Genomic DNA, 19,433 nt, shown 5'->3' with positions numbered 1-19,433 from the left:
GCGGTGCGGCGCTTCCCCGGTCCCCTCGCTGTGCGGGGGCGACGACCAGGTGGAACGGGCTTCAGCGAACGACCAGCCGCGCGCCCGCGCTGGCAGGCCGTGCCTGGCCGATCACCGTCGCCTGCCCGAACCCGTGCTGCCGGAACACCGCCAGCACCTGGTCGACCGACTCCGGCGAGCACGACACGAGCAGCCCCCCGCTGGTCTGCGGATCCGTCAGCAGCGCGCGCTCCGCATCGCCGAGCCCGGCCGGGAGCGCCACGTCCGCGCCATAGCCCGCCCAGTTGCGCCCCGAGGCGCCGGTGACGAAGCCACCCTCGGCCAGCTCGCGCACGCCCGCCAGCACGGGCACCTTGTTCCACTCGATCTCGATCGACAGGTCGGCGCCCCGCGCCAGTTCGAGCGCATGGCCCGCCAGCCCGAAGCCGGTGACGTCGGTCAGCGCGTGCACGCCGGCGATGGCCGCGAGCTCCGGGCCGGGCGTGTTCAGGCGCGTGGTGGTCGCGATCATGCGTTCGTAGCCGGCGGCATCGAGCTGCTCCTTCTTGAGCGCGGCGGACAGCACGCCCACGCCCAGCGGCTTGCCCAGCACCAGCACGTCGCCGGCGCGCGCGTCGGCATTGCGCTTCACGCGCTTGGGGTGCACCAGCCCCAGCGCCACCAGGCCGTAGATCGGCTCGACCGAGTCGATCGTGTGGCCGCCCGCGATCGGGATGCCCGCGGCCTTGCAGACCGATTCGCCGCCTTCCAGGATGCGGCCGATGGTGGCCGTGGACAGCACGCTGATCGGCATGCCCACCAGCGCCAGCGCCATGATCGGCTTGCCGCCCATGGCGTAGACGTCGGAGATCGCGTTGGTGGCGGCGATGCGGCCGAAGTCGAACGGATCGTCCACGATCGGCATGAAGAAGTCCGTGGTGGCGATCAGCGCCTGTTCCTCGTTGAGCTTGTAGACGGCGGCGTCGTCGGCCGTCTCGATGCCCACCAGCAGTTCCGGCGGCACCGGCAGGCGCGCCGTGCCCTTGAGGATCTCGGACAGCACGCCGGGCGCGATCTTGCAGCCGCAGCCGCCGCCATGCGACAGGGAGGTGAGGCGGGGTTCGGCGGCAGTGGGCAGGGGAGCGTTCATGGGGCGGTGTCCAGTTCGTGCAGGAGGTTCAGGAGCGCGCTGCGCTCCGCGGCCGCATCGAACAGCGGCGCGCGCAGGGCGCATTGTGCGGCCAGCCGGCCGAGCAGATGGGACGCAGGGGCTTCCGCGCGCTGCCCCGCCCGGCAGGCCAGCAGAAGCTGGGCCAGCGCGCCGGCGTCGCCGTGCGCGAAATAGCCCTGGTAGTCGGGGCCCAGCATGCCGACGTTGCCTGGCACCCGGCTCGCCAGCACCGGCGTGCGGCCACGCACCGCCTCCAGGATCGCATGCGCCCCGCCTTCCATGGCGCTGGGGTGCACCAGCACGTGGGCGCGCCGGATCTCCTCCAGGGTCGCCGCGTGCGGCAGCGGGCCCAGCCACTCGTAGTGGGGGCAGTCGCGCTGGGTCGCGCGCGCCTCGTCGCCCAGCGCCGGCTCGGCCGTGGCATCGCCGATGTGACGGATCCGGATGTCGTCGCGCTGGCCCAGCAGGCGCGCCACGGCGAACAGGGTCTGGGGCGACTTCACTTCGCGCAGGTGGCCCACCGTCACGGCGGTGAGGGTCGCATCGTTCCGGTCCAGCGGAGGCAGGGCGGGGCTCGACTGGTAGATCACCCGCGCCTTGTCGCGCTGCCATGCCGGCAAGGCCTCGGGCCCGCATTCCTGCAGCACCACCAGCCGCTGCGCCAGCTCCAGCGAGCGCTGCGCGGCCGCATCGGCCAGGATGTCGCGGTACAGGTCGGTGCCGGTCAGCACCACGGCGAGTCCCCGGCCCGGATGGGCCTGCGCCCAGGCGGCGATGGGCGCGGCCGAGCGGCGCGCGTGCAGCGCCAGCATCAGCCCGTCGGCAGCCGCCGCGGCGTCCGGCCAGGCGTTGGTGATGCGAACCTCGCGCTCGCCCGCCAGCAGTTGCTGCCACCGCCTGGCCGTCCGCCAGTTGCCGTTGTTGGCGTCCGCGAGGGCGGGGCTTACGATGACCACCGATGAGGATTGAGGCATCCACCGGTTATAGCGCCGCGGCGCCGACCGAGGCACTCGCCTTGCGCCAGGGGCCGCCTTCCGCCGTGCGTTCCGCGCTGCGGGCGGCGCGCCAGCGCACCCTGCAGCTGGCGGAGGATTTCCGGCAGGCGCTGGGCCCCGCGCCGCACGTTCCCTATGCGCCGGAACTCAATCCGCCGCTGTGGGAGATGGGGCACGTCGCCTGGTTCCAGGAATGGTGGATCACGCGCAACCCGCAGCGGCACCTGGGCGTGCACGCCGACCCGGGCGCGCACCGACTGCCCTCGCGCGTGCCGCAGGCGGACGCCTGCTACGACTCGAGCCGGGTCGGTCACCGCGTGCGCTGGGAACTGCCGCTGCCCGATGCGGATGCGACCGGCGACTACCTCGCCCGGACGCTGGAGCACACCCTGCAGCTGCTGGGCGCGCTCGACGGGGCCGACGACGACAGGCTCTACTTCTTCCGGCTCGCGGCCGTGCACGAACAGATGCATGCCGAGGCCGCGGTGTACATGGCCCAGGCCCTCGGCATCCCGCTGCGCGAATGCCAGGAGCCGCCGCGGGTGGAGCACCTGGCCGAACTGCCGGTGGGGCCGCTGCGTTTCGGCATCGGCGTGAGCTGCGCCGGCTTCGCCTTCGACAACGAACTGCCGGCGTACGAAGTGGAGCTGCCGCGCTTCGAGATCGACTCCAGTCCGGTGAGCTGGGGCGCCTTCCTGCCCTTCCTCGAAGCGGGCGGCTACGAGGATCCGCAGTGGTGGACCGAGCCGGGCCGGACGTGGCTGGCGTCCCTGCGCGAACGCCGGCCCGCCGGCGTGCGCCGCGTGGCCGATCACTGGGAACAGATGCGCCACGGCAGCTGGCGCCGCCTGCGGGCGCAGGAGGTGGCCGTGCACCTGAGCGCCCACGAAGCCGACGCCTGGTGCCGCTGGGCCGGCCGGCGGCTGCCCACCGAGGCCGAATGGGAGTGCGCGGCCCTCACCCAGCCGCGCTTCCGCTGGGGCCAGGCGTGGGAGTGGACCGCCAGCCCGTTCGCGCCGTATCCGGGCTTCGTGCCGCACCCCTACCGCGACTATTCGCAACCCTGGTTCGGCACCCGCCGGGTGCTGCGGGGCGCCTCGCCGGCCACCGCGCCGGCGCTGGCCCATGCGCGCTACCGCAACTTCTTCGAGCCGCACCGGCGCGACGTGCTGGCCGGCTTCCGCAGCGTGCACGGCGCCCGGGTGCCGCCATGTCCCACCGGCTGAAGGGACGGCGGCAAAATCCTATACTTGGCGCCCTCCGCGCATGCCTCCCGCGCTGCCATCTGTTGCCCAATCCACCGGAAGAACCCATGACCCCGCAACTCTCGCGCCGCGATCTCGTCAAAGCCGCCTCCGCCGCACTGGTCGTGGGCGCCGGGCCGCTCGCGCGGGCCGAGGAGCCTGCCCGCCGCTTCGAACCCCGCCCCGCGGGATGGCGCAGCTTCGAGGTGACGACGACCGTGCAATTGCGCGAACCTTCCGGTGCGGGAATCGTCTGGCTGCCCGTCCCTTCGCTCCAGACCGCGTGGCAGCGCACGGCGGACGTGAGCTGGTCCGGCAACGCCAGCGACGTACGCCTCGCCGCCGACGGCGCGACCGGTGCCAAGGTGCTCGTGGCGCGCTTCGACGCCGGAACGCCGGACCCGCGCCTCGTGCTGACCAGCCGGGTGGAAACGCAGAACCGCGCCGTCGACTGGACGGCGGCGGCCCCCGCGGCCGCGGATCCCGCGGACCTGCGGCACTGGCTGCAGCCCAGCGAACTGATCACCACCGACGGCATCGTGCGCAAGGTGGCCACGCAGATCGTGCTGGGCGCGCGCAGCGACCGCGAGAAGGTGCAGCGCATCTACGACTGGATCATCGTCAGCACCTACCGGGAGCCCAAGGTGAAAGGCTGCGGCTCGGGCGACATCAAGGCGATGCTGGAGTCGGGCAGCCTGAGCGGCAAGTGCGCCGACATCAATGCGCTGTTCGTCGGACTGTGCCGCGCGGCGGGCGTCCCGGCCCGCGATATCTACGGCATCCGTCTGGTGCCCAGCGCCTTCGGCTACCGCGAACTCGGGGCGAACCCGGCCAGCCTCAAGGGCGCGCAGCATTGCCGGGCCGAGGTGTACCTGAAGGAGCAGGGCTGGGTGGCCATGGACCCCGCCGACGTCACCAAGGTCATGCGGCAGGAAACGCCGGAGTGGATCAAGGACGCCGGCCACCCCGTGGTGGCGCCTGTGCGCAAGGCGCTGTTCGGCAGCTGGGAAGGCAACTGGATGGGCTACAACAGCGCCAGCGACGTCAAGCTGCCCGGTGCGAAGCAGGGAAGGCTCGGTTTCTTCATGTACCCGCAGGCCGAAACCGCCGCCGGCGCACGCGACCCCTACGATCCCGACAGCTTCGCGTACCAGATCACGGCGCGCGAGATCACGGTCTGATCCGCCGATGAAGACACTTTCCGCTCCGGTTCCGCAGCAGCCCGCCGACGCGCCGGGCACCGCTCCGGTCCTGACGCTCGCCGGCATCGCCGCGCTGCTGTCGTCGGCCTGCTGCGTGATGCCGCTCCTGTTCGCGATCGTGGGCATCTCCGGCGCCTGGATCGGTCAGCTGCGGCGGCTCGAGCCCTGGTCCCTGGCCCTGTCGGCCCTGGCCGTCGTCTCGCTGGGGCTGGCCGGCTGGCGCCTGTATCGCCCGTCGGCTGCCGCCGCGTGCGACGCGACCGGCGACGCAGCCTGCCGCCGCGTCGGCGGCGCCGCCCGACGCTGGTTCTGGCTGGTGGCGGTCCTCACCCTGCTGCCGCTCGTGGTGCCGCTCGCGGCACCGCTGTTCTATTGAAGAGGGAGTGCTGACATGACCAAGTTCTTCACCGTCCTGGCTGCCGCGCTCCTCGTGGCCGCCGGCCCGGCATCGGCCGCGCCGCGCCAGGTGACCCTGAGCGTGCCGACGATGGACTGCGACACCTGTCCGGTGACCATCCGCATCGCGCTGCTGAAGGTTCCGGGCGTCAGCCGCGCGGTGGTGAGTTATGAGCGCCGCAATGCGAAGGTGACGTTCGACGACGCGAAGACCAGCGTCGCGGCACTCACCAAGGCGACCGAACAGGCGGGCTACCCGTCCTTCCCGGCCGACGACGCCAGATAGGCTGTCTACAGCTCCGCCACCCAGCGCGCAGCCTGCGGGCTGCTCCAGTCGAATTCGCCGGTCACGACAAAGCGCGCCCGGCCGCGCCGGTCGATGCCGATGGTGCTCGGAAAGATGCGGATGCCGAAGGCCTTCGCCGCCGCGCCCTCGCGGTCCAGCAGCACGGGCAGGTCCAGCCCCGTCGTGGCAATGAAGCGACGCACCGCGGCTTCGGTTTCGCGGTAGTTCACGGCCAGCAACTGCAGGCCGTCGGAGCCGCGCTCGCGGGCGAGTTGCTGCAGCGCCGGCATCTCCGCGCGGCATGGTTCGCACCAGCTGGCCCAGAAATTGAGCAGCACGGGCCGGCCGCGCGCGGAGTCGAGCCGCCACGTGCTGCCTTCGATCCGATCGAGTTCGAGCGCGGGGGTCTGGCGCTGGGGCGGCCAATCCCGGCGCGGGCTTTCCCCGCCGGCGGCGAACGCCGCGGGGAGCCAGGGCAGGCAGGCCGCGGCGAGCAGGCAGCGGCGACGGGTGGGAGGGAAGCTTGGAGCTGTCACGGGGGCGATGTCCGGCGCCCGGATCGTAGCGTCTGACGGCTTCCGGTGCCGCGCAAGGGCTTCCATGCCGCGCCGTCAGCGGGCCCCCGTCCGCTCGCCAGGCACCTGCCAGGTGGTGCCGTCGAACTCACCCACGACAGGGTCGGAACGGCGCTTCGCCGGCATCGCAGTGTCCGTGGGGGCGGCGCGACCATGCGATCTGCGGTGTAATCCGTCGTCGTCTCCGAAAGGGTCGCCATGAAAAAAACAACATCTTCAGCCGCGTCCTCGCCCAGGCGCGGCCCGCAACGCCGGGCTGCCGAAGTGGGCGCATGAGAGTCGCCCTCCACGCCGTCTCCGGCCGCCATCCGGGCGCGCCTGCAGCCAGTTGCCCGGCGCTGCGGCGGCTGACCCTGGAGGTCGAGCCGGGCGAGCAGCTGGCCGTGATCGGCCCCTCCGGCGCGGGCAAGACGACCCTGCTGCATCTGCTCGCCTGCGCGCTGCAGCCGGCCTCCGGCACCGTGCTGCTCGATGGCCAGAACCCCTGGAGCCTGACGACGCGCCGGCTGCAGCAGCTGCGCGGCTCGCTGTTCCTGGCGCCCCAGGTGCCGCCGCTGCCGCCGCGGCAGCGCGTCGTGACCTCGGTGCTGGCCGGCCGCCTGCCGCAGCAAGGCCTGTGGCAGAGCCTGCGCAGCCTGGTGTACCCGACCGGCATCGCGCAGGCCGATGCGGCACTGGAGCGCTTCGGCGTGTCCGACAAGCTGTTCGCACACGTCGACCGGCTCTCCGCCGGCGAGCGCCAGCGCGTCGGCCTGGCCCGCGCGCTGCTGTCGCAGGCGAAGCTGCTGCTGCTGGACGAGCCGCTGTCGGCGCTCGACCCCGCGTGTACGGCGAAGGCCGTCACCACGCTGACGGCGTCGGCCCGCGAGAGCGGCGCCACCGTGATCGCGACGGTGCGCGACGCGCCGATGGCGCTGCGGCACTTCCCGCGCATCGTCGGCCTGCGCGGCGCACGCCTGGTGTTCGACCTGCCTTCACCGCTGGTGACGGAGGAATTGCTGCGGGAGCTGTACGCGCAGGAGGGTGAGCCACAGCCCTCGCTGCCGCTGGACGAGCCGTCGCCGCAGCCGGCAGTCATGAACTGGCGCTGACGTGGCCGCCATCCTGCCGCGCCCGCCGGAGCATCGCGATCCGGCCTGGACCGCCCGCCTGTCCTGGACGCTGGCCGGCCTCGTGCTGCTGTGGCCGCTGCTGGTCTGGACCGAGTTCCGGCCCTGGCGGCTGTTCGCGCCGGACAGCCTGAAGCCCACGCTGAAGTTCCTCGCCGGCTTCGTGCCGCCGCGCGTCGACGCCGAATTCGTGGGGCTGGTGGTGCGCGAGACCTGGCGCACGGTGGCCATCGCCACCGCCGGCCTCACGCTCGCCCTGATGCTGGCGCTGCCGCTCGCGCTGCTGTCCGTGCGGGCCCTGTCGGTCTCCGGCCTGTCCGGCCGCATGGCGCCGTTGCCGGCCGTCGTGCGCCTTGCCTCCCGCGGACTGGCGCTCGTGCTGCGCAGCGTGCCGGAGCTGGTCTGGGCGCTGGTGTTCGTGCGCCTGGTGGGCCCCGGTCCCACGGCGGGGGTGCTGGCGATCGGCCTCACCTATGGCGGCCTGCTGGGCAAGGTCTACGGCGAGATCCTGGAGAGCAGCGATGCGCATGCCACCACCTCGCTGCTGCGCAACGGCGCCAGCCGCCTGCAGGCCTTCTTCTACGGCCTGTTGCCGCAGGAGACGGCGGAGCTCACGAGCTACACGGTCTACCGCTGGGAGTGCGCGATCCGCGCTTCGGCCGTGCTCGGATTCGTCGGCGTGGGCGGGCTGGGGCAGCAGATGGCTTCCTCGATGAAGCTGTTCAACGGCGGCGAAGTGGCGACCATGCTGGTCCTGTTCGTCCTGCTGGTGGCGGGCGCCGGCCGCCTCGGCGCGTGGCTGCGGCGGGTGCTGGCGTGAGGGACGACATGGCCGACTTCCAGACCAAGGTCGCCGCCAACGAGGTCTACCGGCTTCCGCCCAAGCTGTTCGACGCCCGTTGCCGCGTCTGCTGGTTCGTGGCCGCGGCGCTGGCGGTGGTGTTCGCGAGTTTCTGGTCGCTGGACCTGCAGTGGGCGCGTTTCCTGTCGCTGGACGCGCTGCGGCGCATGGGTCGCTTCGCGACCGAACTGCTGTCGCCCAACCTGCAATGGGCCTTCCTCGCGAAGCTGCTGCCCGCGGCGGCGGAGACGCTCGCCATGGCGATGCTGGGGACCGCGCTGGCCGCCGTCTTCGGCCTGCTGCTGGCGCTGCCCGCCAGCCGGCTGCATGCGGAGGACCCGGCGCGCTGGCGCGCAGTGGCGCGCCTGCTGCTCAACGTGCTGCGCAGCGTGCCCGAGCTGATGTGGGCCGTGCTGCTGCTGATCGCGGCCGGCCTCGGTCCCTTCGCCGGCACGCTGGCGCTGGCCGTGCACACCACGGGCGTGCTGGGGCGGCTGTTCGCCGAGGCCATCGAGAACGCCGCGCCCGGGCCCGCCTTCGCGCTGCGCGTGCGCGGCGTGCCGGAAGGCCGCGTGCTGCTCTACGCGACGCTGCCGCAGGTGCTCCCGCAGCTCGTGAGCTGCACGCTGTACCGCTGGGAGAACAACATCCGCGCGGCGGCGATCCTCGGCGTCGTCGGCGCCGGTGGCCTCGGGCAGATGCTCGCCTTGCACCTGGGCCTGTTCCAGATGGGCGAGACCGGCTCGGTGCTCGCGGCCATGATCGTGCTGGTGGCGATCGTGGACGTCGCCAGCTACGCCGCGCGGCGGGTGATGTCGCGGTAGACCGGCGCGGCGCGGGGACTGCAGCGGTGGCTTTGAAGCAGGTTGCGAAAACATGACAGCCGAACGCAGAGGACGCAGAGGATGCGCAGAGGACGCAGAAGGACATCCACCAAAGGCTTCCTTCTGCGTCCTTTGCGTCCCTTTGCGCCCTCTGCGTTCGGCTGTCGGGTTTTGACGGCGCCGACTACCGCACCGCCATCGGCTCGCCGAAGCCCTGCCAGGTCTTGCCGTCGAACTTCACCAGCTGCATGGTCTGGAAGGGCGCGAAGTCGCTCGCGCTGGTCTCCGCCACCACGCCGGGCAGCATCAGCGGGACCTGGAACTTCAGGCTCGCCGCCTGCTTCATCACGTTCTCGCGCGTCAGGTCGTTGCCGCACTGCTTCAGCAGCTGCACGACGAGCTGCGCCACCGCCATGCCGTAGGTGGCCGTGCCGTCCATCGGGTCCTCGCCGGGCAGGTACTTCTTCATGAAGGCGAAGTACTCCTGCATCGGCTTGTCGTTTGCCCACTTCGGGTCGGTGGGATCCTTGAAGTACTGCATCGAGATCAGGCCCACCGACTTGTCGAGGCCGGCCGGCTTCAGCACCGAGCCGACGCTGGAGGACACCTGGTTGAGGTAGTGCACCGGCTTCCAGCCGATGTCCGCCACCTTGCGGATCGCCTGGGCCGCGAACTTGGGCGTGGTGATGTTGAAGAACACGTCCGCGCCGGAGGACTGCAGCGTCACGATCTGCGAGTCGATGGTGGGGTCGGTGACCTCGTAGGTCGCCGTCTTCACCACCATGGCCTTGCCCTTCTCGCCCAGGCCTTCCATGAAGCCCTTGAGGTAGTCCTTGCCGTAGTCGTCGTTCTGGTACAGCACCGCGATCTTCGCGTTCGGCCGGCTGCGCAGGATGTCCTGCGCGTACAGCTTGCCCTCGCTCTGGTAGTTCGGGTTGAAGCCCATGGTCCAGGGGAAGTCCTTGGGGTCGTTCCACTTCGAAGCGCCGGTGGCCACGAACAGGTGCGGCACCTTCTTCTGGTTCATGTACTTGTGGATCGCCGAGTTGGACGGCGTGCCCAGCGTGCTCACCGTGAACAGCACCTCGTCCTGCTCCACCAGCTTGCGGACCATCTCCACCGTCTTCGGCGGGCTGTAGCCGTCGTCGAGGCTGATGTAGTTCAGCTGCCGTCCGCCGATGCCGCCCTGCTCGTTGACCATCTTGAAGTACGCCGCCTGCACCCGGCCGATGATCCCGTAGGCGGAGGCGGGCCCGCTGTAGGGGATCGTGTTGCCGATCCTGATCTCCTTGTCGCTGGCGCCGGGGCCGTACTTCTTCTGGCCCAGGGCGGGGAGCGCCGCGAGCGCGAGGCCCCCGGCCACAACGGTGCGTCTTTGCATACCCATGACAAGTCCTTTCAGGCGAGAAGGGCGGCGCTCAGGCCGCGGGATGGTCCCTGCCCGTGCGGCGCGCGAGGCGCTGCCGGGCCAGGCGCAAGGCGCCGGCGATGCCGGTGGGCATCACGTACATGAAGAGGATCATCAGCGCGCCGTAGATCGCCCACGGCGCGGCCTTGGAGACGTGGTCGGCGAGGTTCGGCACGAACTGGATGAAGAGGGCGCCCCAGAGCGCACCCGCGATGGAGGCGAGCCCGCCCACCACCATGCCCACCAGCAGCGAGATCGACAGGAAGATCGTGAAGCTGTCCGGCGCGACGAAGGCGACCGCGATCGCGCCCAGCGCGCCGGCCACGCCCGTGAACAGGGCGCTCACGCCGAATGCCAGCGACTTGTAGAGGCTGTTGTCGATGCCCATGCTGGCCGCGGCGATCGGATGGTCGCGGATCGCGATCAGGGCACGGCCCACGCGCCCGCGCAGCAGGTTCCAGCCGACCGCGAACATCGCCACCGCGACCAGCAGCGTGAACAGGTAGAGCCAGCGGTCGGCGTTGAGCTCGAAGCCGAACAGGGAGGCGAAGGGCGGCTCCGGCTTGGTGAGGATGATGCCCTGCACGCCGCCGGTCCATTCCTCCAGGTGCTTGTATTTCAGCAACTGCGGCAGCGCGACCCCCAGCGCGAAGGTGGCGAGCGCGAGGTACACGCCTTCGAGCCGCAGCGCCGGCAGGCCGAACAGGAAACCGGCGACCAGGCACACCGCGCCGGCGAGCGGGATGCAGGCCCAGTAGGGCACGCCGAACTTGTCCATCAGGATCGCCGTGACGTAGGCGCCGATGGCATAGAAGGCGCCGTGCCCCAGCGAGATCTGGCCGTTGTAGCCGGTGAGGATGTTGAGCCCGAGCAGCGCGATCGCGTAGATCAGCACCATGGTGTACTGGAACACGCGGTAGTTGCTGGAGAAGAAGGGCAGCAGGGCTGCCGCGAGCACGAGCGCGGCCAGCGCCGCGATCCCGGCCAGGGACGCGCCGCGCACCCCGCCCGCGAGCCGCGGCGACGCGACCGGCGCCAGTTCGGTGGGAGTGGCGGCCTTCATGCTCACACCCGCTGCACGATGACGCGGCCGAACAGGCCCGCGGGCTTGACCACCAGCACGCCCACGATCAGCACCAGGGCCACCGTGAGCTTCAGCTCGGTGCCGATCAGGTAAGCGCCCACGAGGTTCTCCAGCACGCCCACGATGAAGCCGCCGACCACCGCGCCGTGCGGGCTGTCGATCCCGCCCAGCAGCGCCGCCGCGAAGGCATAGAGGATCACGCCGGTCATCATGTTCGGCTCGAGGAACACGATGGGCGCGACCATCATGCCGCCGGTCGCGCCGATCGCCGCCGCCAGCCCCCAGCCGAGGGCGAGCATCCAGCCGACGCGGATGCCCACCAGCCGGCTCGACTCGGGGTTCTGCGCCGCCGCCCGCATCGCCAGCCCCAGCGGCGTGAAGCGGAAGAACAGGTACACCAGCAGCAGCACCACCAGCGTCACGCCGATCGCGCCAAGTTCGTGCGCCGACACGATGGTGAGGCCGAAGGGCGCGCGGCTCGGGAAGGGGCTCGGGAAGGACTTGATCGTGTAGCTGTAGATCCAGCCGGCCAGGCTGTTGAGGACCAGCAGCAGCCCGATGAACACCACGACCACGGTGAGCACCGGCGCGCGCTCCACCGGCCGGATCAGGATGCGTTCGATCGCCGCGCCGAGGACCAGCGCCAGTGCGACCGTCGCCAGGAAGGCGCCCCAGTAGGGCCAGCCGGCCTGCAGCATCGACCAGCACAGGTAGGTGGCGAACATCGCCATCTCGCCCTGCGCGAAGTTCACCAGCCGCGTGGCGTTGTGGATCATCACCAGCGCCAGCGCCAGGCTGGCGTAGATGCCGCCGGTGGCGAGGCCCGCGAACACCTGGTGCAGCACGGCTTCCATGGCGCTCCTTCAGTAGCCGAGGTAGGCGCGGCGCACCGCGTCGTCGTTCATCAGCTCGGTGCTGCTGCCGGAACGCACCAGGCGCCCGGTCTCCAGCAGGTGCGCGCGGTCGGCGAGGCGCAGCGCCATCGCGGCGTTCTGCTCCACCAACAGGATGGTGACCTGTTGCGTCCGGTTGATCTCGCGCATGGCCGCGAAGATCTCCTTCACCACCATCGGCGCCAGACCGAAGGAAGGTTCGTCCAGCAGCAGCAGGCGGGGCCGCAGCATCAGCGCGCGCGCCACCGCCAGCATCTGCTGCTGCCCGCCCGAGAGCGTGCCGGCCTGCTGGTGGCGCCGTTCCGCGAGGATGGGGAACAGCCGGTACACGCGGGCGGAGTCTTCCGCCAGGGCGCTGCGGTCGCGGCGCGCGTAGGCGCCCAGCCGGAGGTTCTCCTCCGTGCTCAGGTCGGTGAAGGTGCCGCGGCCGTCGGGCACGTGGGCGACGCCAAGCCGCACGATGTCCTCGGTGGCGCGGCCGTCGATGCGCTGGCCGCCGAAGCGCACCTCGCCGCCGGTGCGCACCATGCCGCACAGCGCGCGCAGCGTCGTGGTCTTGCCGGCGCCGTTGGCGCCCAGCAGGGCGGTGATGCTGCCTTCCTCGATCTCGAAGTCCAGGCCGTGCAGCACCTGGGTCGGGCCGTAGCCCGCGTGCAGCGCGCGCACCTGGAGCAGCGGCGCCGCCATCAGGCCTCCGCCCCCAGGTAGGCCTGGATCACCTCCGGGTCGCGCTGCACTTCGGCCGGCGTGCCTTCGGCGATCCGACGGCCGAAGTTGAGCGCGACGACGTGGTCCGACACGCTCATGACGAGGCCCATGTGGTGTTCCACCAGCAGCACCGTGAGCTGGAACTGGTCACGGATGGCGCGGATCAGGTCGCCGAGCGCGCCGACCTCCTCGTGGTTGAGGCCCGCCGCCGGTTCGTCCAGCAGCAGCAGCGTGGGCGCGCTCGCGAGGGCCCGCCCCAGTTCCACGCGCTTGCGGGTGCCGAAGGGCAGGTCGGCCACGGGCTTGCGCGCGACCTGCTCCAGCCCGAGGAAGCGCACCAGCTCGGCCGCGCGCTGGCTGCAGGCCTCTTCCTCGGCGGCCACGCCGGGCAGGCGCAGCGCATGCGCGAGGAAGCCCTTGCGCGTGCGCGCGTGCTGGCCCACCTTGATGTTGTCGAGCACGCTCATGCTGGCGAACAGGGCCAAGTTCTGGAAGGTGCGGCCCATGCCGAGGGCCGCCATGCGGTGCCGCGGCAGCTTCTCGAGCGGCTGGCCGTCGAAGGTGATGGCGCCTTGCTCGTAGGCATACAGGCGCGACAGGCAGTTGAAGAGGGTGGTCTTGCCGGCGCCGTTGGGACCGATCAGGCCGGCGATCTGGCCGCGCGCGACATCGAAGGAGACGTCGTCCAGCGCGGTGATGCCGCCGAAGCGCACGCGCAGCTTGCGCACCGACAGCAGCGGGCCGGCCGCGGGGGCCGGGGGCGGGACCGTGTGCGAATCCTGGCGAAGTTGCACGGGCTGGACCTCGGCCGGGCGGTGGAGGCCAGCATGCTTTCACGCAAAGCGGCCGGCCTTGGAGGGTGTTTTCCCGCAGCGCCTTCTTGCGATGCACAAAAGACAGGACAGCCAGGAGGCAGTTGGTCTTGGCGGTTTGGCCTTCAGTGGTCCCTGATTACACCGCGCGACCGCAGCTCCTGCAGCACGCGCCCCGTCAGGTCGCTGCAGCGTTGCCCCGCGAAGTCGTGCAGGTAGGCCGCCTCCGTTTCCGGGTCGAATGCGAGCAGCGCGCGCAGTTGCGCGCGGGCCCGCAGGAAGCGCGTCTTCACCACGTCGGCGGAGACCTGCAGGCCCTGCGCCGTGTCTTCCACGCTGAGGCCCTGCACCGCGCGCAGGATGAACACGCTGCGGTAGATGGGCGCGAGCGAGTCGATGGCCTGTTCCAGTTGGCGCAGCACCTGCAGGCGGGCGACGCGTTCTTCGGGCGACTCCATGGCGTCGCGGCCGTGAGGGTACTGCGCCATGTCGCTCTCCCCGCTCTCGAAGTCCTCGTTCCACGCCACCCACCGGCCGAGCCGGCGCTGCTGCGTGAGCGCCTGGTTGATCACGATGCGCGTGAGCCAGGTGCCCAGCGCCGCCTCGCCGCGAAAGCCCTGCAGGCCGGTGAAGGCGCGCAGCCAGGCCTCCTGCACGCAGTCCTGGGCCTCGGCGTCGTCGCGCACGATGCCGCGCGCGGCGCGGTACAGGAGGCGGTTGTAGCGGCGCATCATCTGCTCGTAGGCGCGCGCCTGGCCCTGCCGGAGCCCGGCCAGGAGCGCGCGGTCGTCGGGAGCGGTGATGGAGTGGTTCTCTGCTTCCGGCATGGTCCTCGGGCGGGTCCCCTCAGCTCACAGCGACTTCAGGTACTCCACGAGATCCGCCATTTCCTGCGGCGACAGCCCGAGCGTCCGCTTCGTGTTGTAGGTCGCGACCACCGCCGCCAGCGTGGGCGCCGAGCCGTCGTGGAAGTACGGGGCGTGCTGCCAGATCCCCCGCAAGGGCGTCGTGCGATACAGCTTGGTGGCGGAACGGTCCGCGTGGCTCGGCACCTCGGGCTCGGCCATCGAGTCCGACTTCGGATGCAGCGTCACGTTGGCATCGGTGAAGGTCGATCCCGAGTGGCAGGTGGCGCATTGCGCCCTCACGTTGAAGATCACCTGGCCCCGCGCCGCCGCGGCGGCATCGAAGGAGCCTGCCGGCGGCGCCGGCGGCTGCAGCGACAGTTGGTAGGCCTGCAGCGCAGGCAGCTTGGCCGTCACCAGGTCGTCGGTGCCGTTCTTCACGTTGAGGCTCAGGCGCGGCTCGGTGAAGGTGCCGTGGCCGCCGAACTGCGTGACCGCGACGTAGCGGTTCCAGTAGGCGATGTTGTCGCCGTCGCCGGTGAAGGTGGTCTTGTCGACGCCCTGCAGGCCGAACGCCGGCGGGATCACGGAGGGCTTGTTGAGGCCGTCGCCGTGGCCGGGCGTGCCGCCGTCCACGATATTGAAGCGGGCGTCGTACATGCCCGGGCCCCAGGAGTTGTAGACCGCCTTCTGTGCCGCGTTCAACGCGGGCGACAGCGCGATGATCGCGCCCACGTTGAGGGTGCGGTTGGGCCATCCATCCAGGCGCTTGCCGATGCCCTGGGCGAAGCTGTTGTCCACCGTGGAGTGGCAGATGGCGCAGGTGACGCCGAGGCGAACGAGGTGGTCCTTGCCGTCGGCGCCGGTCTGCACGTCGCCCTTCAGGCCGATGACGGCGTTCAGCTTGAGAAGCGCCAGCGTGGTGGCCGTGCTGTCGAGGTTCACCGTGCCGTTCTGGATGCCCTGCTTGACCGAATCGGGCAGCGCGTCCGCGTCGACCTTGAGGCCGACGGTCAGCGCCACGCGCGGCGTCACGGCCTGCTCGACGGGCTCGTTCAGGCGCAGCACGTCGGTGAAGAAGCTCTCGTCGCCGAAGGTCTCGGAGCGGAAGACCGTCTGTCCCTGCGCGACCAGCGCGGGGTCGGGCGGCGTGAAGTTGCTGCCGCCGGTGATGCCGCCCGAGCCGGCGAAGGTGCCACCGCCACCACCGCCGCAACTGGCCAGGCCGAACGCAGTCGCGGCTGCCAGCGCAACGGGTGCGACACGCGAGGAAACGAAACGAACCGTCGACTTCATGGGGCCTCCCGATTACTCCGCAGCACATTGGCGGAGTCGAAGCAATAGATGTAGCGACTTGGCACTACGTGACGGCGGCATCGAAAGAAATTGTTACGGCGCTGGCCCGGCTCGAAAGCCTGGAATGGGGCGTATAGGGCCTGCGTCCCCGTTGGGGAGCGCACCAGGCTAGGGTAAGTCCTCAGGCCGGAGCGCGGCCCGCCTCGGCCAGCAGTGCCCGCGCCAGCGCCGCCTTGGGGCCCTCGCTCCAGACCAGGCCCATGCGGCGCACCGGCGCCGGCGGCGGGAGCGGGATGCGCAGCACCCGCAGGCCCTCGGGCCAGGGCGGCGTCCAGTCCGGCACCAGCGCCACGCCGAGCCCCTGGTGGACGAAGGAGGCGATCGCGTTGAGCGCGTCGATCTCGATGCGCTCCTGCGGCTGGATGTGGTGCTCGCGCAGGTAGGCGTCGGCCATGCGGCCGCCCCACATGCTGCGGTCGTAGCGGATGAAGGGCTCGCTCGCCAGCAGGTCGAGCGGGTCGCGGCCCGCGAAGGCGGCCGGGGCCAGCACGCACAGGGGCTCTTCCGCCAGCACCTGCCAGCCGCAGGACTTGGGCAGCGTGAACTGCGGCTCCACGATCACGGCGGCATCGAGCACGCCGGCCGTCACGCGCTGGAAGAGGGTGCCCGAGTTGCCCGGTTCCATGTACACCGCGAGCTTCGGGTGCTTTTCGTAGAGCCCGCGCAGCAGGGGCGGCAGCAGCCCGGTCAGCGCGGAGGCGGAGACGCCGAGCCGCCACTCGCCGAAGGGCGCGTCGTCGTTGGCCAGGGCGTGCAGGTTGCGCACGTCGCGCAGCACGCCGCGCGCGTGGTTGAGGATGCGCAGGCCCGCTTCGGTGGGCTTGACGGTGCGGCCGGCGCGCCGCACCAGCGTGCTGCCCATGGCTTCCTCGAGCGACTTGACCCGGGCGGCGACGGCCGCGGGCGTCAGGTCGAGCCGGCGCGCCGCCTCGGCCATCGAGCCGCAGTCGACCACCATCACGAAGCTTTGCAGGAACTGCGTGTCCATCCGGAACAAAACTTCATTATCGATTGAATGTGGGAACGCACGATTGGTCGCGTCCGCGCTTGCGGCCATGATGGCGGGCCCAACCCGGAGACAAAGCCAGAATGAAGTTCACCCGCCGCGCCCTGTGCGCCGCCGCCGCAGCGGCCGCCGTGCTCCCCGCCTTCGCCGCCGGCTACCCGGACAAGCCCGTGAAGATCGCCGTCGGCTTCGCCGCCGGGGGCGGCGCCGACATCATCGCCCGCCAGGTGGGCACGCAGATGGGCGCGCAGGTCGGCCAGTCCTTCGTGGTGGACAACAAGCCGGGCGCCACCGGCACCATCGCCGCCACCTTCGTGGCCAAGGCGCCGGCCGACGGCTACACCATCTTCCTCGGCTCGCAGTCCACCATGCTGGTGGCGCCCGCCATCTATCCCAAGCTGGCCTTCGACCCGCTGAAGGACTTCACGCCGATCTCGATGCTGGTGTCGATGCCGATGATCCTGGCCGTGCACCCCAGCGTGCCGGCGAAGAACATGCAGGAGCTGATCGCGCTGGCGAAGCAGGGCAGGCTGTCCTATGCCTCCGCCGGCGCCGGGGGCCCCCAGCACGTCGCGGGCGAGCTGTTCAAGACGGGCCTGGGCCTGGACATGACCCATATCCCGTACAAGGGCGAGGCGCCGGCGCTGACCGACGTGGTCGGCGGCCAGGTTCCGGTGCTGTTCTCGAACGTGCCCGCGATCACGCCCTACCTGCAGTCCGGCAGGCTGCGCGCGATCGCCGTCACCAGCCTGAAGCGCCATCCCGCCTTCCCGGACGTGCCCACCATCGCCGAGTCCGCCAGGCTGCCCGACTTCGAGGTGCTGACCTGGTACGGCCTGTTCGCCCCCGCCGGCACGCCCGCGGACGTCGTGAAGAAGCTGCAGGACGAGGCGATCGCCGCGATGAAGTCGAAGGAACTGTCCGCCAAGGTGGCGGGCCAGGGCTTCACCGTCGTGGGCAGCACCAGCCAGCAATTCACCGACCTGATGAAGGCGCAGGTGCCGCGCATGGACAAGCTGGTCCGCGCGGCCAACATCCGCGCCGACTGAGGAGACCCGCCATGATCGAACTCTCCGCCAAGAAAGTCGCCGGCCCCATCATCCGCCTGCACCCCGACGACAACGTCGTGGTGGCGCGCGTGGACGTGGGCATCGGCACCCCGGTGCCCAGCGAGGGCTTCACCAGCCGCAGCCAGGTGCCGGCGGGCCACAAGCTCGCCGCCCGCGCGATCCGGGCGGGCGAGGCGATCCTGAAGTACAACGTGTGCATCGGCTTCGCCGCGCAGGACATTCCCGCCGGCACCTACGTGCACTCGCACAACGTCAGCTTCCGGGAGTTCGACCGCGACTACGCCTACGGCAGGGACTACGTGCCGACGCCGGTGCTGCCGGAGTCCGAGCAGGCGAAGTTCATGGGCTACGTGCGCGCGGACGGCGAAGTCGGCACGCGCAACTACATCGGCATCCTGTCCACGGTGAACTGCTCCGCGACCGTGGTGCACAAGGTGGCCGAGTGGTTCACCGAGGAACGCCTGAAGGACTTCCCCCACGTGGACGGCGTGGTGGCCCTGTCGCACGGCCTGGGCTGCGGCATGGAAATGAGCGGCGAGCCGATGGACCTGCTGCGGCGGACCATCGGCGGCTACGCCAGGCACCCGAACTTCGCCGCCGTGCTGATCATCGGCCTGGGCTGCGAGCGCAACCAGCTCTCGGGCCTGATGGCGCAGGAGGGCCTGGCGGCCGATTCGCGCCTGCAGACCTTCGTGATGCAGGAAACGGGCGGTACGCGCAAGACGGTGGAAGCCGCGGTGGATACGGTGCGGAAGATGCTGCCGCGCGCCAACGACGTGGCGCGCGTGCCCGTGCCGGCGCGGCACCTGAAGGTCGGCCTGCAGTGCGGCGGCTCGGACGGCTTCTCCTCGATCACGGCCAACCCCGCGCTGGGCGCGGCGATGGACATCCTGGTGCGCCACGGCGGCACCGCGATCCTGTCGGAGACGCCGGAGATCTACGGCGTGGAGCACACGCTGACGCGGCGCGCGGTGAGCCGCGCGGTCGGCGAGAAGCTGATCGAGCGCATCCGATGGTGGAAGGAGGAATACTCCCCCGGCCGCGACGTCCAGATCAACGGCGCCGTGAGCCCGGGCAACAACGCGGGCGGGCTCGCCAACATCTTCGAGAAGTCGCTGGGCTCCTCGATGAAGGGGGGCACCACGGGCCTGATGGAGGTGTACCGCTACGCGGAGCCGGTGAAGCAGCACGGCTTCGTGTTCATGGACACGCCCGGCTTCGACCCGTGCTCCGCCACCGGCCAGATCGCCGGCGGGGCCAACATGATCCTGTTCACCACCGGCCGCGGCTCGATGTTCGGCGCCAAGCCGGTGCCCTCGATCAAGCTGGCGACCAACACGCCCATGTACTCGCGCCTGACGGAAGACATGGACTACAACTGCGGCGAGATCCTCGACGGCACCAGGACGATGCCCGAAACGGCAGAGGAAATCTTCCAGCTCATGCTGAGGATCGCGTCGGGCGAGCGCAGCAAGAGCGAACTGCTGGGCCTGGGCGACCACGAGTTCGTGCCGTGGAACATCGGCGTGGTGAGCTGAACCGAGCGTGCGGCGCCGCCCAGGGTGGGCCGCCAAAAACCTGACACCCGAACGCAGAGAGCGCAGAGGATTCGCAGAGGACGCAGAAGAA

At 70.8% G+C, this 19,433-nt stretch carries 20 protein-coding genes; 9 read left to right on the top strand and 11 right to left on the bottom strand.

The features are described 5' to 3' along the window. Positions 1–61: 61 nt before the first annotated feature. Complete coding sequence (selD, locus tag JJ685_RS07180; protein WP_201673496.1) at positions 62–1,129, bottom strand: selenide, water dikinase SelD; 1,068 nt, start codon at positions 1,127–1,129, stop codon at positions 62–64. Continuing rightward, positions 1,126–2,106 carry a selenoneine biosynthesis selenosugar synthase SenB gene (senB, locus tag JJ685_RS07175; protein ID WP_330901711.1) on the bottom strand — a complete coding sequence of 327 codons (981 nt, stop codon included), beginning with the start codon at positions 2,104–2,106 and terminating at the stop codon, positions 1,126–1,128. Before senB ends, selD begins: the two co-directional genes overlap by 4 nt. A 2-nt stretch (positions 2,107–2,108) precedes the next feature. On the opposite strand from senB, the gene senA reads away from it, so the two are divergent. The 4 genes from senA to merP all read left to right on the top strand — a co-directional run bounded on the left by senA (position 2,109) and on the right by merP (position 5,273). Beyond that, entirely contained in the window at positions 2,109–3,371 is a 1,263-nt protein-coding gene (gene senA, locus JJ685_RS07170) for a selenoneine synthase SenA (RefSeq protein WP_201673494.1), read from the top strand. 86 nt (positions 3,372–3,457) lie between these two features. Then, positions 3,458–4,570, top strand: a complete 1,113-nt coding sequence (locus JJ685_RS07165; RefSeq protein ID WP_201673493.1) for a transglutaminase-like domain-containing protein — start codon at positions 3,458–3,460, stop codon at positions 4,568–4,570. Between the two features lie 7 nt (positions 4,571–4,577). Continuing rightward, positions 4,578–4,967: a mercuric transporter MerT family protein gene (locus JJ685_RS07160; RefSeq protein ID WP_201673492.1), complete on the top strand. Its 390-nt coding sequence runs from the start codon at positions 4,578–4,580 to the stop codon at positions 4,965–4,967. Between the two features lie 15 nt (positions 4,968–4,982). Beyond that, entirely contained in the window at positions 4,983–5,273 is a 291-nt protein-coding gene (gene merP, locus JJ685_RS07155; protein WP_201673491.1) for a mercury resistance system periplasmic binding protein MerP, read from the top strand. 5 nt (positions 5,274–5,278) lie between these two features. On the opposite strand, the gene JJ685_RS07150 is transcribed toward merP, so the two are convergent. Next, a complete protein-coding gene (locus JJ685_RS07150) occupies positions 5,279–5,809 on the bottom strand; it encodes a TlpA disulfide reductase family protein (protein WP_201673490.1) in 531 nt (176 codons plus the stop codon). Positions 5,810–6,120: 311 nt separating this feature from the next. Between JJ685_RS07150 and JJ685_RS07145 the strand changes: the two genes are divergently transcribed. From JJ685_RS07145 to phnE, 3 genes are read left to right on the top strand one after another with little or no spacing between them, the layout of a single operon-like run. Then, on the top strand, positions 6,121–6,939 hold the full coding sequence (locus tag JJ685_RS07145; RefSeq protein WP_201673489.1) for a phosphonate ABC transporter ATP-binding protein: 819 nt from the start codon (positions 6,121–6,123) through the stop codon (positions 6,937–6,939). A 1-nt stretch (position 6,940) separates the two neighbouring features. Continuing rightward, positions 6,941–7,777: a PhnE/PtxC family ABC transporter permease gene (locus JJ685_RS07140; protein ID WP_201673488.1), complete on the top strand. Its 837-nt coding sequence runs from the start codon at positions 6,941–6,943 to the stop codon at positions 7,775–7,777. 8 nt (positions 7,778–7,785) lie between these two features. After that, a complete protein-coding gene (gene phnE / locus JJ685_RS07135) occupies positions 7,786–8,622 on the top strand; it encodes a phosphonate ABC transporter, permease protein PhnE (protein WP_201673487.1) in 837 nt (278 codons plus the stop codon). A gap of 184 nt (positions 8,623–8,806) precedes the next feature. Here the strand turns inward: phnE and JJ685_RS07130 are convergent, their stop codons facing one another. From JJ685_RS07130 to JJ685_RS07095, 8 genes are all read right to left on the bottom strand, one after another. Next, entirely contained in the window at positions 8,807–10,003 is a 1,197-nt protein-coding gene (locus JJ685_RS07130) for an ABC transporter substrate-binding protein (RefSeq protein WP_236598696.1), read from the bottom strand. A gap of 37 nt (positions 10,004–10,040) precedes the next feature. Then, a complete protein-coding gene (locus JJ685_RS07125; RefSeq protein ID WP_201673485.1) occupies positions 10,041–11,093 on the bottom strand; it encodes a branched-chain amino acid ABC transporter permease in 1,053 nt (350 codons plus the stop codon). A 2-nt stretch (positions 11,094–11,095) separates the two neighbouring features. Then, entirely contained in the window at positions 11,096–11,968 is an 873-nt protein-coding gene (locus JJ685_RS07120) for a branched-chain amino acid ABC transporter permease (RefSeq protein WP_201673484.1), read from the bottom strand. A 9-nt stretch (positions 11,969–11,977) separates the two neighbouring features. Then, the gene (locus JJ685_RS07115; protein ID WP_201673483.1) at positions 11,978–12,694 is read right to left on the bottom strand and encodes an ABC transporter ATP-binding protein; all 717 of its coding nucleotides are present in this window, start codon (positions 12,692–12,694) and stop codon (positions 11,978–11,980) included. Continuing rightward, positions 12,694–13,509 carry an ABC transporter ATP-binding protein gene (locus JJ685_RS07110; RefSeq protein WP_201673482.1) on the bottom strand — a complete coding sequence of 272 codons (816 nt, stop codon included), beginning with the start codon at positions 13,507–13,509 and terminating at the stop codon, positions 12,694–12,696. The genes JJ685_RS07115 and JJ685_RS07110 overlap by 1 nt, the downstream gene beginning before the upstream one ends. Before the next feature lie 143 nt (positions 13,510–13,652). Further along, positions 13,653–14,354, bottom strand: a complete 702-nt coding sequence (locus JJ685_RS07105) for an RNA polymerase sigma factor (RefSeq protein ID WP_201673481.1) — start codon at positions 14,352–14,354, stop codon at positions 13,653–13,655. 24 nt (positions 14,355–14,378) lie between these two features. Next, on the bottom strand, positions 14,379–15,668 hold the full coding sequence (locus JJ685_RS07100) for a c-type cytochrome (RefSeq protein ID WP_201673480.1): 1,290 nt from the start codon (positions 15,666–15,668) through the stop codon (positions 14,379–14,381). 181 nt (positions 15,669–15,849) lie between these two features. Next, a complete protein-coding gene (locus tag JJ685_RS07095) occupies positions 15,850–16,716 on the bottom strand; it encodes a LysR family transcriptional regulator (RefSeq protein WP_201673479.1) in 867 nt (288 codons plus the stop codon). A 101-nt stretch (positions 16,717–16,817) separates the two neighbouring features. Here JJ685_RS07095 and JJ685_RS07090 point away from each other — a divergent pair, with 101 nt between their 5' ends. Both JJ685_RS07090 and JJ685_RS07085 read left to right on the top strand, forming a co-directional pair. Next, complete coding sequence (locus tag JJ685_RS07090) at positions 16,818–17,783, top strand: Bug family tripartite tricarboxylate transporter substrate binding protein (protein ID WP_201673478.1); 966 nt, start codon at positions 16,818–16,820, stop codon at positions 17,781–17,783. An 11-nt stretch (positions 17,784–17,794) separates the two neighbouring features. Next, positions 17,795–19,342, top strand: a complete 1,548-nt coding sequence (locus JJ685_RS07085) for a UxaA family hydrolase (protein WP_201673477.1) — start codon at positions 17,795–17,797, stop codon at positions 19,340–19,342. The last annotated feature ends 91 nt before the right edge of the window (positions 19,343–19,433 follow it).

The sequence above is a fragment of the Ramlibacter monticola genome, from assembly GCF_016722785.1.
Lineage (GTDB): Bacteria > Pseudomonadota > Gammaproteobacteria > Burkholderiales > Burkholderiaceae_C > Ramlibacter > Ramlibacter monticola.
The sequence above is the reverse complement of the archived record's forward strand: the minus strand, read 5'-3'. Positions and strand labels throughout refer to the sequence as shown.

Excerpts from the sequence above, each read along its gene's own strand:
- phnE (WP_201673487.1), top strand. The coding sequence starts at position 7,786 with ATGGCCGACTTCCAGACCAAGGTCGCCGCCAACGAGGTCTACCGGCTT.
- JJ685_RS07105 (WP_201673481.1), bottom strand. The coding sequence starts at position 14,354 with ATGCCGGAAGCAGAGAACCACTCCATCACCGCTCCCGACGACCGCGCG.
- JJ685_RS07085 (WP_201673477.1), top strand. The coding sequence starts at position 17,795 with ATGATCGAACTCTCCGCCAAGAAAGTCGCCGGCCCCATCATCCGCCTG.
- JJ685_RS07130 (WP_236598696.1), bottom strand. The coding sequence starts at position 10,003 with ATGCAAAGACGCACCGTTGTGGCCGGGGGCCTCGCGCTCGCGGCGCTC.
- JJ685_RS07165 (WP_201673493.1), top strand. The coding sequence starts at position 3,458 with ATGACCCCGCAACTCTCGCGCCGCGATCTCGTCAAAGCCGCCTCCGCC.
- merP (WP_201673491.1), top strand. The coding sequence starts at position 4,983 with ATGACCAAGTTCTTCACCGTCCTGGCTGCCGCGCTCCTCGTGGCCGCC.
- JJ685_RS07115 (WP_201673483.1), bottom strand. The coding sequence starts at position 12,694 with ATGGCGGCGCCGCTGCTCCAGGTGCGCGCGCTGCACGCGGGCTACGGC.
- JJ685_RS07145 (WP_201673489.1), top strand. The coding sequence starts at position 6,121 with ATGAGAGTCGCCCTCCACGCCGTCTCCGGCCGCCATCCGGGCGCGCCT.
- JJ685_RS07095 (WP_201673479.1), bottom strand. The coding sequence starts at position 16,716 with ATGGACACGCAGTTCCTGCAAAGCTTCGTGATGGTGGTCGACTGCGGC.
- JJ685_RS07125 (WP_201673485.1), bottom strand. The coding sequence starts at position 11,093 with ATGAAGGCCGCCACTCCCACCGAACTGGCGCCGGTCGCGTCGCCGCGG.
- selD (WP_201673496.1), bottom strand. The coding sequence starts at position 1,129 with ATGAACGCTCCCCTGCCCACTGCCGCCGAACCCCGCCTCACCTCCCTG.
- JJ685_RS07160 (WP_201673492.1), top strand. The coding sequence starts at position 4,578 with ATGAAGACACTTTCCGCTCCGGTTCCGCAGCAGCCCGCCGACGCGCCG.
- JJ685_RS07120 (WP_201673484.1), bottom strand. The coding sequence starts at position 11,968 with ATGGAAGCCGTGCTGCACCAGGTGTTCGCGGGCCTCGCCACCGGCGGC.
- JJ685_RS07090 (WP_201673478.1), top strand. The coding sequence starts at position 16,818 with ATGAAGTTCACCCGCCGCGCCCTGTGCGCCGCCGCCGCAGCGGCCGCC.
- JJ685_RS07100 (WP_201673480.1), bottom strand. The coding sequence starts at position 15,668 with ATGAAGTCGACGGTTCGTTTCGTTTCCTCGCGTGTCGCACCCGTTGCG.
- senA (WP_201673494.1), top strand. The coding sequence starts at position 2,109 with ATGAGGATTGAGGCATCCACCGGTTATAGCGCCGCGGCGCCGACCGAG.